The organism is Proteiniphilum sp. UBA5384 (assembly GCF_002410825.1).
Taxonomy (GTDB): domain Bacteria; phylum Bacteroidota; class Bacteroidia; order Bacteroidales; family Dysgonomonadaceae; genus Proteiniphilum.
Genome location: NZ_DHOS01000047.1, coordinates 43,059 through 60,891, shown reverse-complemented (window position 1 = coordinate 60,891; position 17,833 = coordinate 43,059). Strand labels below are relative to the sequence as shown.

Annotated in this window: 11 protein-coding genes; 1 reads left to right on the top strand and 10 read right to left on the bottom strand. The window is 43.3% G+C overall.

Annotated elements, in window-relative coordinates:
- Positions 1-161: 161 nt before the first annotated feature.
- Together B4G81_RS09075 and B4G81_RS09070 are read right to left on the bottom strand one after the other, a co-directional pair.
- Positions 162-2,129 (bottom strand): RagB/SusD family nutrient uptake outer membrane protein, encoded by a 1,968-nt coding sequence (locus B4G81_RS09075; RefSeq protein WP_294081731.1) that lies wholly within the window; start codon positions 2,127-2,129, stop codon positions 162-164.
- A gap of 26 nt (positions 2,130-2,155) precedes the next feature.
- Positions 2,156-5,374 carry a SusC/RagA family TonB-linked outer membrane protein gene (locus tag B4G81_RS09070; protein WP_294081729.1) on the bottom strand — a complete coding sequence of 1,073 codons (3,219 nt, stop codon included), beginning with the start codon at positions 5,372-5,374 and terminating at the stop codon, positions 2,156-2,158.
- Positions 5,375-5,841: 467 nt separating this feature from the next.
- Here B4G81_RS09070 and B4G81_RS09065 point away from each other — a divergent pair, with 467 nt between their 5' ends.
- Positions 5,842-9,930 carry a two-component regulator propeller domain-containing protein gene (locus B4G81_RS09065; RefSeq protein ID WP_294081727.1) on the top strand — a complete coding sequence of 1,363 codons (4,089 nt, stop codon included), beginning with the start codon at positions 5,842-5,844 and terminating at the stop codon, positions 9,928-9,930.
- Here B4G81_RS09065 and dusB read toward each other — a convergent pair.
- From dusB to B4G81_RS09025, 8 genes are all read right to left on the bottom strand, one after another.
- The gene (dusB, locus tag B4G81_RS09060) at positions 9,893-10,879 is read right to left on the bottom strand and encodes a tRNA dihydrouridine synthase DusB (protein WP_294081725.1); all 987 of its coding nucleotides are present in this window, start codon (positions 10,877-10,879) and stop codon (positions 9,893-9,895) included. The two genes, B4G81_RS09065 and dusB, sit on opposite strands and share 38 nt — an antisense overlap.
- 81 nt (positions 10,880-10,960) lie before the next feature.
- Positions 10,961-11,317 carry an arsenate reductase family protein gene (locus B4G81_RS09055; protein WP_294081722.1) on the bottom strand — a complete coding sequence of 119 codons (357 nt, stop codon included), beginning with the start codon at positions 11,315-11,317 and terminating at the stop codon, positions 10,961-10,963.
- Between the two features lie 202 nt (positions 11,318-11,519).
- Positions 11,520-13,610: an alpha-L-fucosidase gene (locus tag B4G81_RS09050; RefSeq protein ID WP_294081720.1), complete on the bottom strand. Its 2,091-nt coding sequence runs from the start codon at positions 13,608-13,610 to the stop codon at positions 11,520-11,522.
- Positions 13,611-13,693: 83 nt separating this feature from the next.
- Positions 13,694-14,110, bottom strand: a complete 417-nt coding sequence (locus tag B4G81_RS09045; RefSeq protein WP_294081718.1) for an EamA family transporter — start codon at positions 14,108-14,110, stop codon at positions 13,694-13,696.
- A 10-nt stretch (positions 14,111-14,120) separates the two neighbouring features.
- Positions 14,121-15,053, bottom strand: coding sequence for a siderophore ABC transporter substrate-binding protein (locus B4G81_RS09040; RefSeq protein ID WP_294081716.1), 933 nt, complete (start codon positions 15,051-15,053; stop codon positions 14,121-14,123).
- A gap of 121 nt (positions 15,054-15,174) precedes the next feature.
- On the bottom strand, positions 15,175-15,933 hold the full coding sequence (locus B4G81_RS09035; RefSeq protein WP_294081714.1) for an ABC transporter ATP-binding protein: 759 nt from the start codon (positions 15,931-15,933) through the stop codon (positions 15,175-15,177).
- Positions 15,930-16,880 carry an iron chelate uptake ABC transporter family permease subunit gene (locus B4G81_RS09030; protein WP_294081712.1) on the bottom strand — a complete coding sequence of 317 codons (951 nt, stop codon included), beginning with the start codon at positions 16,878-16,880 and terminating at the stop codon, positions 15,930-15,932. Before B4G81_RS09030 ends, B4G81_RS09035 begins: the two co-directional genes overlap by 4 nt.
- Positions 16,877-17,785 carry an ABC transporter permease gene (locus B4G81_RS09025; RefSeq protein ID WP_294081710.1) on the bottom strand — a complete coding sequence of 303 codons (909 nt, stop codon included), beginning with the start codon at positions 17,783-17,785 and terminating at the stop codon, positions 16,877-16,879. The genes B4G81_RS09030 and B4G81_RS09025 overlap by 4 nt, the downstream gene beginning before the upstream one ends.
- Positions 17,786-17,833: the final 48 nt, after the last annotated feature.

Genomic DNA, 17,833 nt, shown 5'->3' with positions numbered 1-17,833 from the left:
TACCGGTCCCGGCTTTTCTTTGGAGACATTAATCGGCTCCAGTTGCTTCTCTTCACAAGCGAAAAGCAGTACAACCAAAACTGTCAATAATAAATGTATTACCTTCATATAAAATTGATTACGATTCATAAGTTGTTAATTCTTAATTCCTGATTATCAAGTTACCATCCGGGGTTTTGTTTCAACATCGGATTATTGACTAAGTCGCTTTCCGGAATGGGCGCGAAATAATCTCGTAAAGTAAACTTTTCCGTATAAACGGTAGTCCGTATATAATAAACACTGGGACTCGGATCTTCAGCAGTAACATTCCATCCCTCTATGTTTCGGTTTAGCTCTAAATGTGCCGTTTTCCAGCGTTTCCGGTCCCAATAATCCTGTCCTTCCAATGCCAATTCCACTTTCCTTTCACGGCGGATAATTTCCCTTGCTCCTCCTTTGGTTGAGGGTTTATTCTTCTTGTCGGCAATGGCGTATTTCTGATAACTTTCTACAACCCCTTCCAATCCAGCACGTTCCCTGATCATATCTACATAAGTATATACTTCCGGATTGACTGAGGTTTCGTCACCACCGATAGTTGCCTCATTAATAGTTTCGGCCGCAAGCAATAACAGGTCCGCAAAACGCATGTCAGGATAAGGAAAATTCAGATAAGTCAACTCGTTGGCATCGCGCCATCGGGTATTCAAGTTGACCAATTTTTTTGCCCAATATCCGGTAACGTTATATTCATTATTGGCCACACGGTTGGAGAATTCGGAGTAACGCGCCATGGGAAACATAGCTTCTGCATCGTTGTTCGGTTCATTATTGTAATGGTTACCGTACCACTTGCCCCGATCAAATCCTAATGTCGCATAGAACCGCATTTCCCGGTCGAAATTGATTTGAGAAGTGATTTCACCCGGCTGGATGACAAAACGGTGATCTTCGTCACCCACCCGTAATGTTTCAAAGCGACTATTGTATTTGTCATCTTCCAGCCAATCCTGATCTTCTTCCAGTGGAATACCCTTGGAAGAATAAAACAGGTCTACCACATGAAGTGGCACAGCCAATCTGGAAGTGGCATTGGCAGCCGATCCGGCCTCGAACCGGGGTAGACAGTGCCGTTGCACATTGGAACCGCAAGGATAAGAAGTGTTCCCAAATATTATTTCCACGTTGGTATTTTGCTGGTCACTTACCGAACTCCGGAGTGTATTCACAAGCAAAGTGGTATCCGACATCGGTTTCGTCTGCATATAATCTGCCGTTTGATACAACCGTATATCGTTAGACAAACATACTTCAATGGCTTTTTTACAGGCTTCGGCAGCTGTATTCCAGCGAGTCATGTCTTTCACCTGGTTGAAGAAAGGTACCCCCTCGTGGTTTTTAAATGAACTGTAATCGGTATTACCGTTGAACAGATCGCTCGCCCAATAGGTCAACACTCTCGCTTTCAATGCATAAGGTACAGACTGAGTAAATCGACCCAGTTCTGTTGTCCTGTTTGTGATACGGTCGGGTAATGCATCGGACTCAATCACCTCATCAAGTAATTCCAACACATAGCCAAAGCAGTCGTCTATCTTTTCCCTATACACCCGAATACCCGTAGTGGAGGTATTGACCGGCATGCTTTCCCGCAATGGACAGATAGGGCCATAGTAGGTAATCAGGTAAAAATGCATCCAAGCTTTGAGGACTTTCACTTCTGCAATCATCCGGTCACGTTCGTCACTCTTCAGATCCTTCACTTTCCCGATATTGTCCAGAAAGGTATTGCATTCCCGGATACCTGCATATAAAGAACGGATAGTCTCACTTGTACCACCCCAGTAGTTGATAACGGGTGACGTGGGATTGTCTTCTCCCAATGCATGCCTCATCCCACCGCTGGAGCGGAAGTTTGAATTCATTATCATTTCCATGGAGCCGAGAAAAGCAGGATTCTGGTCCCATCCTGCAGCTTTTGGTAGCCCCCAGTAACAGGTTGCAAGATACTGTTCAGCAGTATAACGGTTTGCAAAAGCGTCGTCCAATGTCGGGATATTATCCGGTACAACATCCAGGTAGTTACAAGATATTGTAAATATGGTAAATATAAGACAAATACTCTTTATTATAATTGATCTCATCATCGTCATTTTTATTATATTACTCCATTTTAAAAATTCACATTCAGTCCCACGTTGAAGACCCGTTGCAACGGATATCCAAGACCATTACCGGCCATTTCGGGATCCCATAATTTAAAACGACTCCAGCACAACAGATTTGTGCCACTGACATAAATCCTACAATTGCTCATATATAATTTTTTCACCAATTGTGTGGGCAATGTATAGCCAAATTCGGCCGATTTCAGACGTAAAAAAGTAGCATCCTGCATCCACCATGTACTGGTCTGGTTATTATTGGTGACATTGTAAGTAGAAAGTCTCGGCCAGAAGGCATAGGGATTACGATTACTCTCCGTCCAATAATCATCTGCGATAGCCTGCAAAACAGCATTTTGCCCAACAAGCCCATCTTTATCGTCACCATCAATAAACGGTTGTATGTTTCCGATATTGAGCCAGAATGATTGGCGCCCTGATCCTTGAAAGAAAAATGAAAGATCAAAGTCCTTGTATCCAACAGTGGCGCCAAATCCATAATTGATTTCCGGCACAGTAGGGTGACCGATAGGAACCTGATCTAAAGCTGAGATTACCCCATCACCATTTACATCACGGTACTTGATATCTCCACCCATTACGTTTCCAAATTGCGTAGGAGAATTGGCCACCTCACGTTCATCCACAAACAAGCGTTCGGCAATGTACCCCCACTTCTGGTTGATGCTATAACCCACTTTTGACCTCCATGGTGTGTCGGCATAGTCAGGCTCTTCCCATTCAATTACCTTGCTGGTGGCATAAGTGAAGGTGCCCCGTCCCGTAACGTAAAAATCCTTATTGAAAGACTTTTCGTAATTCATTTCCATATCTACCCCTTTGCCACTACCGATCCCCAGATTGGCTTTAATCTCGGGGATAATACCCATTGTTTGAGGAATAACACGCGTCAGCAAGATATTTTCCCTTCTCTCATGGAAAAAATCGATATTGGCCGATAATCCTCCCTTAACCGAAATTTCGGCACCAATATTTGATTTATAGGCGGTTTCCCATCCAATCTTATCATTTGCGTATCGTGATACTTTAACAGCACCAGGATTATATCTCATCATCGCACCCCAATTGACATTTCTTGCCGGATCCAATATTCCCATATCAATCTGCGACATGTAATAAAAACGGTCGTCATTACTGCCGATAGCGTCATTACCCACCAACCCATAAGTGGCTTTCAATTTGAACTGAGGAAAAATCCGGCTCAGATCGCTGAAAAATTCCTCGTTAGAGAGCATCCATGCTAAACCGACTGAAGGAAAGAAGCCCCACCGGTGTTCTTTGGAGAAACGTTCAGATCCGTTGTACCCAAAGGTAAATTCACCAAAGTAACGGCTATCATAGTTATATGCCAGACGACCGGACAGTCCGATGTTACGGTTTGGTAATGAAAGCAATAGGTTGTCGGCAATACCTTTTTTCTCTTGTCGCATAATATAAACCAACAAAGCGTTGAGACTATGTTTTTCAGCAATGTTCTTGTTGTATTCCAATGCTGATTCCAGATAAAATACCGTGTTGATATTCCTTTGGCCCGGACTATACTGGAGAAATGTACTTCCGGTTTCCGGATTCAAGTTTTTAAGCGTATAGGAATTTTCAGACAAGTCATATGTATCGATATTGTAATAAAATGGCCTATAAAGTCTACTTACGGTAAATTCCGAAAAACGGTTCATGTTAAGCATCGCGCGGAATGTTAGTCCATCGGTCAGCATGCCCAAATTCTGTTTTAATTCGAATTGAGTCATAGTCATGTTTTTGCTATAGTCCCGATAACCTCTCTGTGCCTGTGCATAAGGATTGATATAATCGGCAGTGGCATAGTTCCCAAAGAGGACATGGTCTACATAACTGAAATTATCGTCCGGCTCATATGAGGGCTTAAAGTAAACAGGGTTGGCCTGCATTACCTTGCGATACATCGCAGATCCACCATCAATCGGTCCACGATATTCATCAAATGTTGAACTCAAACGCAGGATCAGTTCTGTGGTCTTGGTCAGGTTTACATTTACATTCGACCGCACTGCATATTTGGTCAGGTTAATATTTGAATTGAAGTTACTCCTCTTGTCAACCTTCAAGTTTCCATTGTCTTTCGTCACACTTGCAGCCACATAATAACGCGCTATCGTACCCCCACCACTCACACTAATATTAGCTCGCTGATTGATAGTATAATCTTTAAACATAGCCTTATACCAGTCTGTTGACGGGAATATATCGGGATATAATCCCCGTTGGGTCATTTCTATCTTCTCGGCGGAATACTCTCTGACACCATTGGGATCACGCGTCAATACCGCTTCATTGTGCATATTCATAAAAGTGACGGGGTTGGCCAGTTTAACGTTCTGGGTTGGGTTGGAAAAAGAGTTTTCGATTCGGGCATTTACTTGTACTTTCCCTTCTCTACCCTCTTTTGTCGTTACCAATATTACCCCATTGGCTCCGCGCGCACCGTAGAGTGCGGTTGCTGTGGCATCTTTCATAATAGAAAAACTTGCAATATCATCGGTATTTAACCGAGCCAGGTCATCCGTGGTCAACTCAACACCATCAATCAGGATCAGCGGGTCTTTCTTGGCATCTGCACCAAAAGTAGTGATTCCCCGGATGAAAAATTGGGCATTGTCCATTCCAGGTTCACCACTGGTTTGATATGAGATTAACCCGGCCACACGTCCCGCAAAGGCTGTGGTCAGGTTGCTGCTTGGTACTTTCAAGTCTTTCGTAGAAACGGTAGAAATAGAAGAAATCACACTTTCTTTCTTCTGTTTACCGAAAGCTACTATCGTTACCTCGTCTAATTCGTCGACTTTTTCTGTAAGAGTGATATTCAATATTTTATTGTTCTCCACTTTCACTCTTCGCGTTTCTAACCCTACGAATGAAAATTCCAGTTCATCTGTTGGACTTACTTCAATGGAATATCGTCCATCAATATCCGTTATTACCCCTCTGGTAACACCTACAACAGTGATAGTAACTCCGGGCAGAGGATCCCCTTGCTCATCCGTGACTATTCCTGTCACATGACCTGTCTGATTGATAGAGTACAGAACATCATTACTTTTTGCGTTGTATCCCTGAACCGGGGCAATTACAGCAAAAAACAAAATGATCATGATAAGAAAGCTCAGAAATGGCATCTTTTCTGCATCAATCCGAAAAAAATGTTTTACTACTTGATTGGTGAATTTCATACATTTGTTATTTAGTTTTAGCCTGAATTTTTCAAGTTTAATACCATACGCTATTGAACAGTCAAAATCATTACTGAATTTGTATTTTTAATGGCTGGTCAATGACCTTTGAAACTTACAGCAAAGAAATTGAATTAATGTTTCAAATTGGTTTCAATTTTATTAAGAAATAATTACTTCACATATTAATATTTTTGTAAAATCCATGGTCAGGCATTTTATTAATTATATTAATCTGCTGCGAAACAAAAGTAAGTAAGATCGTTATCCATCTTGGCGAATTCCGTACAAAAAGACAACAATATGGTAAAATCTCTTTTTTTAGACTTTCCCAGAGTCGCTTTTTACCGTTAACTATTCTAAATTTGGATGATATTTTTATTTTTTTAGTTAGGTCATGTCTTGGGGAAATTGATTTTTTTGGATTTGCTATCCTTCTTAATATAGCCCTATGTGAACCTATTAATATGAAGAAAACTATTCTTTTCATAACGATAACCCTCCTGAGCATTTATCCATCTAAGATAAATGCTCAGTACATATTCTCTACTTCCTACACAATGGATGACGGGTTAGCGGCCAACAGGATATACAACATTCTCCAGGACTCACTCGGATTTATGTGGTTCTGTACGGACGACGGTCTAAGCCGTTTCGATGGAATCCGGTTTAAAAATTATTATTTGTCTGATTATGTCAAAACAGCGGTCAGCAACAGAGTAAGAAGCATACTTATCGACCGGAGAAATAAAATGTGGATCGGGTTTGACAACGGCATCGTTATCTATGATTCTCACACAGATACCTTCAAGCCCTTTGAGACAACCACAGAAACGGGAGAATCATTGGAAGCCTCTGTCACGGATATGATAGAGGACAGCGACGGAGATATCTGGATTGCCACTAACGGCAAAGGTCTTTATCGTTTTTCCCCTCATAGCACTACTCAACTCAGCGTATATAGGCATATCCCGGACAATATTCATTCTCTCACTCAGAACAGTTTGACTTCCTTGTTACAAGACAGTAAACAAAACATATGGGTTGGGACAGAGTCTGAAGGCGTATGTTGTTTTGATAAGAAAACCAACAAATTCACAACTTACAAGAAAACTAACGACCTGAATAGCTTATCAGATAATTCTATCCTAAAGCTATTTGAAGACTCGCATGGTAATCTATGGATAGGAACTTTCCAGAATGGAATCGATTTATTCAATCCTTCCACACAAACTTTTAGTAATTTTCAGGATAAAAGTCAGGAAAACCTGCTATATCATATCCATGATATTAAAGAATACCGGCCGGGAGAACTACTTATTGCGTCTGATAACGGCATTGGTTTCTTCAAGGTCGAAAATGGTACTATTTCAAAGTCGAACAATCCACCATTCAGAATAAGCACTGAAACCGATAAATTCATTCATGCCATCTACATAGACAAGGAGGAGAGTCTTTGGATGGGAACCTATTTTGACGGTCTCAAGTTCTACTCCACCTTTCAAAACTACTTCCACTATTATAGTTGTACATCATCCCTTTATGACCAATCGGGAAAAGTGATCAACGTAATACGGGAAGATAAAGACAATTTTTTTTGGATTGGTACGGATGATAATGGCATCTTTCGTTTTAATGACAAAACACAAGAAATAATCCCTTTCCGTGATGCGGAAAGTATCGGCACAACCTATTATTGCATACATGATTTACTTCTGGACGGAAATAAATTGTTTGCCGCCACCTATGAAAGAGGATTGGAAATATTTGACTTGGAAACGGGGGAGATGAAAAGCTATCTGCATAATCCAGAGGATTCAGCCTCTATCCCCTCATCTAACGTTTTCTGCTTATATAAAGCAAGCAACGGTCATATCTATATAGGAACATCCAACGGGCTTTGCTACTATAACCCACGGCAGCACAACATCACAAAAATAGGAACTATTCCAGGCAGAATATCGTGTATAGTGGAGGATTATTCCGGTACAATATGGATAGGTACAAGAATAAATGGTCTGTTCTCCTATAATATCAAAACCGAAAAGATAAACTCATATCATCATTCCGACAGTCCAAACTCCCTAACCAGCGATGCAATATCTACACTCTGCATGGATCAGAGAAAAAGGCTGTGGATCGGCACATATGGATGGGGATTATGCCGGTATAATTCTGAAAGCGATGATTTTACCGGGTATAAACAGTTAAATTTACCCAACAAGATTGTCTCCTCTATCATTCCTACGGGAGATTTGCTCTGGATAAGTACCAATAAAGGACTTGCACAGTTCAATATTGAAACGGGGCATTTGAAAACTTACTCCAAATCGAATGGATTATACAATGAGCAATTTACTTCAGGAGCAGGGTATGAATCGTCCGACGGTAGAATTTTTTTAGGGTCGACAAACGGCTTTTGTTATTTTTCACCACAAAACTTACAGGAAAACAGGTACAATCCACCCGTAATACTCACTAACATCACTATTTCGGGAAAAGATGTGAATGAGAAAACTCCTGATTCGCCATTGCAAAACTCAATCGTATATACCTCCAAAATCTCATTGAAACATAGCCAGTCGGTCGTCGGGTTTGATTTTGCCGCACTCAGCTATATCGCTCCCAAAGAAAACGGCTATCAATACATGCTTGAGGGACTGGATAGTGATTGGCAATTTACCAAAGGGAGTAACAATCATCTTTCTTACGCCAATTTACCGGCCGGAGAATATATTCTCAGGATTAGGGGCACCAACAGTGATAAAATATGGAGCACCCATGAGGTAGAATTAAAGATAAAAGTGCTTCCTTCTTTTTTTCGATCACGCTTGGCTTATATAATTTATATTATTGTTTTGTTAATTATAATATTGCTAACTGTTTGGTACTATATCAAGCGAACAGAAAATATTCAAAAGGAGCGAATTAGAAGGCTAAACGACGAAAAAGAAAAAGAATTATACGATTCCAAAATCAATTTTTTCACCAATATAGCCCATGAGATCCGGACACCACTAAGCCTTATTATAGGCCCACTGGAATACTTGATAGAAAAAACAGATTCCGACGATATTTACAGGGAATATCTGGGCATTATCGAACAAAATTACAAACGGTTGCATGCATTGGTCACCCAATTACTGGATTTTCGCAAGGTAGACGCAGATGCTTACAAGTTATCGTATGACTCTTATAACGTTAAAGATGCAATCAACAAAGTTATACGTATTTTCGAGTTGTCAGTACTACAAAAGAAAGTGACCATTGACATCTCTTCCATTCCTGAAGAAATGATGATTGTTACTGACGAGGAAGCATTTATCAAAATTATCAGCAACCTGCTAAGCAACGCTTTGAAATACGCCAAGAGCATGATTCAAATTGCTGTTGTGGAAATGGATATGGAAATAGTAATCACCATAACCGATGACGGCATCGGCATTACGAATGAAGAAAAAGATAAGATATTCAAGGCATTCTATCAGGTTAAGACTAATAGCAAGATCAATAAACTGGGGATCGGGATCGGGCTGCACATGACCCGCTCGTTGGTACAATTGATGAATGGGAAGATTGAAGTAGCCGACCGGTCTGACGGAGAAAGTGGTGTTTCCATTTCCGTATATTTACCCAAGCAGATGGTCATCCGTCCGGAACAACCGGTCAGGAAAGTGGAGGATATGATCATTCAGGAAAATAATATGGAAGAGATGGAAGAGCTCGAATTAACAACGGGTCATACTCAAGACTCTCCGGGAAAGCGTTATGGAGTAATGGTAGTAGATGATAATCCGGAAATATTGGATTTTCTCTCAAGGATTCTTTCCGAAGAATACTTTGTCATTTCTGCATCAAGCGGGGAAGAGGCTTTACGGATTCTCGAGAAAAACAATATCGATCTGGTCATTTGTGACGTAATGATGGATAAAATGGATGGATTCGAAGTTTGCAGTAAGATCAAGAGCAATATCAATATTTCTCACATTCCTGTGATTCTGCTTACTGCAAAAACTGACACGGAAAGTAAAATCAAAGGATTAGATGCCGGAGCTGATGCTTATATTGAAAAGCCTTTCTCTCCTATTCATCTGAAAGCACAATTATGCAACCTTCTCTTAAAAAGAGAAAGACTACAAAAAGATTTTGCAGCCTTACCATTCACTGATCTTCGCACAACCACGCACAATAAACTGGATGAAGAATTTATGGAAAGATGTACTGAAATTATTCTCCATAATATTGAAGATCCCTCTTTTTCAGTAAATATACTGGCGCAGGAACTCAATATGAGCCGCACTTCCTTATTCACTAAGATCAAAGGTATCATTGGCATGACTCCTAATGATTTCATCAAGACTACCCGACTCAAAAAAGCCTGTAAAATGATGATGGAGGGGAAATACAGAATTACCGAAATAGGTTTTTTGGTCGGGTTCAGCTCTTCATCTTATTTCGCAAAATGTTTCCAAAAACAATATGGCATGTTGCCGTCGGAGTTTCTCAAGCAATCTTCTCTCACTCCACCTGATATTTCTCCGGAATCTCATCCATGATAGCGAATAATTCTTTGAGGGTGCTGGCACGGAGCATGGCAATGCGTGTGGGTTTGAAGTCGGGGATGCCTTTGAACAGAGGTGTAGCGGCAAGATGGCGGCGCATGTGAAGAATCCCCCGTGTTTCGTCGATCCGCTCCACACTTTCGAGCACCTGTTTTTTGAGAATATCCAGATACCAGCGGAACGGCTCTTTGGGGAGATGCTCACCGGTCTGCAGGTAATGCTTCATCTCCCTGAATATCCACGGTGAACCAATGCTTCCACGGCCGATCATCACGGCATCCACACCGGTCTCGTCGAAACGTTGCCTACACTGTTCAACCGTAGTCACATCTCCATTGCCGATAATGGGGATTTGCATGCGGGGGTTATTCTTCACCTCCCTGATCAATGTCCAGTCAGCATCTCCCTTATACATCTGAGAGCGGGTACGACCGTGGATGGTCAATGCCACGATGCCGCAATCCTGCAACTGCTCCGCCAATTGTACAATAATCCTGGAGTTGTCATCCCATCCTAAGCGGGTCTTTACCGATACCGGCTTATTTACCGCCTTAACCACCTTCGCGGTGATATCGAGCATCACATCAGGCGTTTTCATCATCCCTGACCCGGCACCCTTTCCGGCGATCTTCTTCACGGGACAACCGAAATTGATGTCAATCAGGTCGGGGTCGGATTCTTCACAGATTTTTGCGGCCTCCACCATCGCATCGGGATCGCTACCATAAATCTGTATCCCAAGGGGACGCTCTTCCTCACTAAAGAGTATTTTTTCCTTCGTCTTTTTTATGTCCCGGATAAGGGCATCACTCGACACAAATTCGGTATAGACCATATCAGCCCCGAACTGCTTGCACAGCAGCCGAAACCCGATATCGCTCACATCCTCCATCGGGGCGAGGAATACGGGATTATCCGGAAATTCTATATTCGCGATCTTCATTCGTCGACTCTCTTCATCTGATTCTCTTACGCCGATTCTCGTTTTGGCACGATGGGTTCATCAAATTTCTCGGCTCACGCCTCACCCGAGCTTCTCTTTCCATTCCTTTTCGTTAAAACCGACCAGCACAAAGTCATCGCCCACAATAATAGGACGCTTCACCACCATACCGTTAGAAGCGAGGATATCGAGCAGTTCGTTACGAGAGGCAGTTTTCACCTTCTCCTTCAGATTTTGTTCCTTGTACACCAACCCGGATGTATTGAAAAAACGGTTAATAGGCAATCCGCTCCTGTCGATCCACTCAGAAAGCTCTTCCCTAGTAGGATTTTCTTCCACGATGTGTCTTGAAATTACTTCCACCTTGTTTTCTTCCAGCCATTTGGCGGCTTTACGGCAAGTACCGCATTTGGGATATTGTATGAATAATGGGGACATTTTCTTTTAATTACAAATTACAAATTACTAATTACCAATTACAAGTTGCTAATTTTCAGAATATTACAACTTCATCGATCTCCGATCAATCTTTTTCAATCCTTTTCAATCTCCTTCAATCCTAAATCTTAAATTGTCTTGGCTCTTGGTTCTTGGCTCTAAACAAGATACAAAGATAATCAATGAGATGCGAATTATAAAATTAACGGCATATCATACTGATATTGTTCAATCGCAGCGGTGACACATTCGAGGACGAATCGGCTGAACGGATAGAAATCCGGTGGTCGTTGATTCTCTCAAGGTTGACTGGAGAAAGTTTCCGGGTATAGACCGTCCATTCATCCAATGGCGTGATTCCATAAGAAAACTGCTTTTCAAATCCGTTATAATATTTAATGACAAGCTGATTCCTTCCTTTTTTAAGCGGTAGCAACACGGTCTCCTCCTGCTGTTTTATCCTGTCGGGAGAGAAATGGGCCGTAATATATTCGCCATTGAGCAAGATATAGACCGCATTGCCACTCTCAATCTTTACCGCCACGGTTTGTGCATGTGTCGATTCTATTTCTTGCAGGAAAACAACGCTTGCGCGCGGAATAACAGGCTCGGTGTGGCTTTCCCCATAACGGAAATTGTCCACAGCCATCCAGCGGGAACCGGCGGCATGCACATCTACCACCTGTATACCCTCTTCCTCTACATTCCCGAATACTCCTCTACCCGGTTTCCTGTAGAGGTTGCCCCATTTCACCCTGTCCTTAGGCAATTTCACGTTTTCGGATGCATCGGCCTCTAAGGTACAGGTTTGTTTCTTCCCATCGATTTCCAGTTCAACCTCCCTCCCTCTTTCATTTTCTGTGAAAGTAATTTGCGGAGAGACGGATGATTTCCGAGAGTAGAGTATCCAGTCATAACCGATCACACTCTTGTAGCCGGCATAATAGTTAAGGCTTGAATGACCAAAGAGGGAAGTAGCATTCCGGGAAGTTAAGATCCCGTTCGCCACAATCGACGGAGGAATAATGGTATACCCGTCCTCAAACATAATTTTCAACACGGGAATGTCCTCTCCGGAGGATACAGTGGAGAGGTCGATTACCAGCACTCCTTTGCTCTGGGTGTAAGGCAGTTGATCTCCAGATGACAGTTGTGTCACTCCCTTCACCTTGCCATTGAAGCCGGATAATTCGATCTTGCCCGACTCCGGTATGTTTTCGACAAAGGCAAACAGACGATCTTCTTTCGTAGTGATGTCACCCCAGGCAAATGTTTGATGAAACGGATTGGCACGGGCTCCATAAATAGCTTCACTATTGGCTTTTACCCAATCGCCGATATGGAGTAATACCTGCTGCTCAAACTCAACCACGGAACCATCTCCCTTTGGCCCGATATTGAGCAGGAAATTCCCTCCCCTGCCGATCACTTTTATAAGACTCTCAATCTTTTCCCTTACTTTCGGTTGTACTTCACCTCTTTCTTGCCAGGAGCGGTACCCCCAGGTCTCATCGAACATGGAAGCCGCCGTCTGCCAAGGCACACCGATCTGGTAATCGGGATATTCGTTATCAGCCATCACCGAGAAGTCCACATAGTCGTTCCCCAAGCGGCCACTGATCATACATTGCGGCTGCAACCGGTTAACCAGTTCATACAACCCTTTACTCTGCTCGGGCGTCAGCGAACCCATATCGAACCAAATCTCGGAGAGAGGGCCATAATGGGTCATAATTTCCTCCACCTGCTTCAGGTTAAACGCATAATGTTCCGGCGTAAGCGGATCGGCATTATGGCTCGAAATGGGATAAGCCTGCGGAAAGTGCCAGTCGATCAGTGAGAAATAAACTCCGAAGGCAATCCCACCCCGTTCACATGCTTCAGCCAGTTCTTTCATCAGGTCCCTGCCATAAGGGGTAGCATCCACAATATTATAATCGGTATAAGCGGAATGATACATACAAAATCCGTCGTGATGCTTGGAAGTGAGGACGATCGATCCCATTCCTGCCTGCTTTGCCAGTGAGACAATACTGTCAGGATTCCATTTGACGGGATTAAACTCATTGGCCGTATTACCATACCAGTCGCTGAAGATACCCGCGAACGACTGGATCTGTTCACTGTAACCCCTCCTGACGGGTACACCTTCATATACACCCCCATATACGGAGTATAGCCCGAAATGGATAAACATGGAGAACTTACGGTCGAGCCATTGCTGCGAAGGCTTCTCCTGTGCAGAAAGTAAAACAGCACAGCAGCAAAGGATCAGGGTTATTTTCAGTTTCATACGATAATCAGTTTTAAAATAATGCTGTTGGCATCAAGTGTCAAATCAGTCTGATGCAAAGATAATGATTATCGCCTTATATCTTATTTCACGACCAGCAGCAATGTTCCGGCTACGATCAGTACCGCGGCGATAGTCGTACGCAAAGTGATGGTTTCACCCAGAAAGATAGCAGCCAACAGGATAGTCAGGACGATGCTGAGTTTATCCAGCATGGCAACCTGGGTGACATCTCCGAGTTGTAGTGCCTTGAAATAAAAAATCCAGGAAAGGCCGGTAGCCACTCCTGAAATAACCAGAAAAATAACGTTGTGCCGCGAAAGGGTATACAATCCTTTGGTTTCACCCCGACTGAAAATAATCAGCCAGATCATGATCAGGATGACAATGGTACGGATACCCGTTGCGAGATTGGAATTGACATTCGCTACGCCTACCTTGGCAAAGATGGCCGTAAGCGCAGCGAATAAAGCGGATAGGAGAGCATATACCCACCACATATTTTATTTTTTAGAGTGCCTGCGATATTTCGTCTATCATCATGTTCACAGATGCAATTCCACCACCGGCAAGATACCACACTTCGGGGTTCAGGTAGAAGATTTTCCCGTTTTGAGCGGCGTTGGTTTGTTTCACCAACTTATTTTCCACCTCATCCTTGTCCATGACACCATTTCCTACAATCATACTCCGGTCGACAATAAAAATAACATCCGGATTGGCTTTCTGTACAAATTCACTCGATACGGGAGTTCCATGAATCTGTGTACCTAACCCTTTTTCGGCTTCCTTGAAACCCAGCACATCATGGATAATGCCAAAACGTGAACCGCTCCCATAAGCGCTGAACCGTCCCCTGTTGTGCAGCAGGATAAGCGCCCTATCGTCCGAAGTATCTATCTTTGCTTTCACTTCTTCTACTTTCTTTACGATCCCTGCATACGCCCGGTCTACTTCATCCTGCTTATCGAAAATCCGTCCAAGATCATCCAGATTGGATTTAAAAGCACCAAGGAAATCGGTCGTGCCCATCACGGTAGGATATATTACAGGAGCAATGGCTGAAAGGTCGTTATAAGAATCGGCCAGTCTTCCCCCGATAATGATCAGGTCGGGCTGCAGTTCATTGATCTTTTCAAGATTGACCTCCACCACAGTACCTACATCCGCTATGGAAGGATCATCTTTATATTTACTCAGGTGACTCGGTACTCCCGATTTAGGAATGCCGACAGGCTTAATACCCAGATAATCGAGATTTTCCAAAGCAGAAAAATCAAGCGCTACCACTCGCTGCGGGTTTATGGGCACTTCTACCGTACCCAAAGAGTGTGTTACCGTAACAGTCTCACCTGTTGCCTCTTTCTGTTTTTGATTACCACCGGTACAACCGGACAGGGCGATAATGGCGCCCAACACGAAAAGGAATATTTTTGTTTTCATAAAAATTTAATTTAATAATTTACTAATATGCCAATGTGCCAATTATCTCCTCCTAGTTACTACTCCCAGTCTCGAATCTTGGTTCTTGGCTCTTGGCTCTAAAAGTCTTTACTCTTTACTCTTACATGAAATAATTACACACTTTCTTACTATTAAACTCCGTAACGGAGATCTTTATGTCGAACACATCCTCTAACACTTTCTCGTTGATAATGTTGTCGGTTGTGTCGCAATATTTTACTTTTCCATCTTTCAGGGCGACAATATAATCGGAATAATGGGATGCAAAATTGATATCGTGCAACACGATGATGATGGTTTTCTTCCATTCATCCGCCAGTCGCCGCAAAGTCTTCATGGTCTGCACCGAATGCTTCATATCGAGGTTATTCAGCGGTTCGTCGAGTAACACATAGTCCGTATCCTGCGCTACCACCATCGCCATATAGGCCCTCTGTTTCTGCCCCCCGCTCAATTCGTCGATATAGGCATCTTTGATATCTTCCAAATCCAAAAAATGGATTGCCCTGTCCACTTTTTCATTGTCCTCGTCAGTCAGTTTGTCCTGCGAATAAGGAAACCGGCCAAACGACACCAATTCCCGCACCGTCAGTTTCAACCGTACATGATTGGACTGTTTGAGAATGGAAAGCCGCTGTGCCAATACCTTATTCTTATAGTCCGTTACATTTTTTCCATCCACCATCACCACTCCGCCGTCTTGTGCCAGTAACCGGCTGACAATGGAGAGCAGGGTACTTTTCCCGGCGCCGTTACTCCCGATCAGCGAGGTGATCTTTCCAATGGGAAATTGCAGGTCGACACCATCCAGTACAACTTTCCGGCCGTAATGTTTCGATATATCTTTTACTTCAATCATAGTTTCCTCACTCGCAACAATAAAAACATAAAATACAATCCCCCCACAAGATTGATAATAGCACTTACCGGGATAGAGAGATGAAAGAGCCGCTCCATTACAAACTGCCCACTCAACAGGGTGACGGCAGTAACCAGGCAACAGGCGGCAATAATCACATCATGCCGGTGCGTTTTGAATAACTCATAGGTGAGATTGGTCACCAGCAAGCCCAGAAAAGTAATCGGTCCGACCAGAGCAGTGGAGACCGAAACCAGTATCGCGATAATTACCAGGAACAGCTGTACAGCACGGTTGTAATTCAACCCCAGGTTAATCGCCTGATCCCTCCCCAATGCCAACACATCCAGATATTTGGTAGTACGGAAGCCAACAACCAGTAGAATCACCAACACTCCCGCGGATGGCCATAGCAGATCACGATTGATCTTGTTGAAAGTAGCGAACATCTTCCCCTGGACAATAAAATAATCACTTGGGTCAATCAGCAACTGCATAAACGAACTAAGGCTGTTGAACAAAGTTCCCAGTATAATCCCCACCAATAGCAACAGGTAGAGGTTATCCTTCCCTTTCTTGTATATCAATATATAAAGCAGGAAGGCAAAACCTATCATCCCCAGCACCGACAACAGAAAATTGCCCCAGCCGGAGAGTACCTGAAAAGTCAGATCGCCATACATGAAGACGATCAAGGTTTGGATTAGCAGGTAGACCGACTCAAACCCCATGATGGAGGGAGTGAGTATCCGGTTGTTGGTAAGAGTCTGGAAAGCAACGGATGAGTATGCCACACAGCAGGAAACAACAATGATGGCCGCCACTTTTACACCTCGTAGGCGTAGTGCGAACTCCCAATTGCTTCCCATATTATAGAACAGATAGAGGGTAACCGCTGCTAACAGCAACAGGACCGTGATCAGAAAATTCTTTTTTATCCCCTTCATCTCTTCCTTATGATCAATATGAGAAAAATAATTGCCCCGATAATACTTACCGTCACGCCGATAGGCACTTCATAGGGATAGATCACGATCCGTCCGACAATATCGCACAACAACAGGAAGATAGCACCCGACAAGGCCACCAACGGCAATGTCTTCTTCAGGTTATCCCCAAAGAGGAGGCTCACCACATTCGGCACGATCAACCCCAAAAAGGGGATAGCTCCGGCAGTGATCACCACGGCACTTACGGTGAGCGACACACAGAAAAGGCCGATATTCATGATTGCCCTGTAATTCAATCCCAGGTTCCTGGAGAAATCCTCCCCCATCCCCACTACGGTAAACTTATTGGCATAGAGGTAAGTGATGATGATGGCAGGCAAGCTAAGATAGATCAACTCGTATCGTCCCTGCAGGATACCCGAAAAATCACCCATCATCCATGCATTGGTATCCTGTACGATATTCATCCTGACAGCGAAGAAGGTAGATATCGACCCGATGATCCCGCCGAACATCAATCCCACCAACGGCACAAACACCACATTCCGGTAACGTATCTTCCGGACAATAGCCAGGAAAATCAAACTGGCAATAAATGTAAACAGGAAAGCGAACAGCATCTTCAGGGCAGCTCCTGCGGTAGGAATAAAAATCAGGAAGATAAGCAACCCCATCTTGGCCGCCTCAAGCGTACCGGCAGTAGTGGGGGCCACGAACTTATTCTGCGTCATCTGCTGCATGATCACCCCCGATATGCTCATCCCCACTCCCGCCAGTATCAATGCAACAGTCCTGGGAATCCGGCTGATGGAAATCAGAGCCATAGAGATATCTGCCACCCCCACGAACAGGGATACCACCGCACAGACAAGCAAAACAAGTGTAAGAATAAGCGTTCTCAAATAACCTCCTTTATATCATCGATACAAAATCACATAACCTCATGTTCC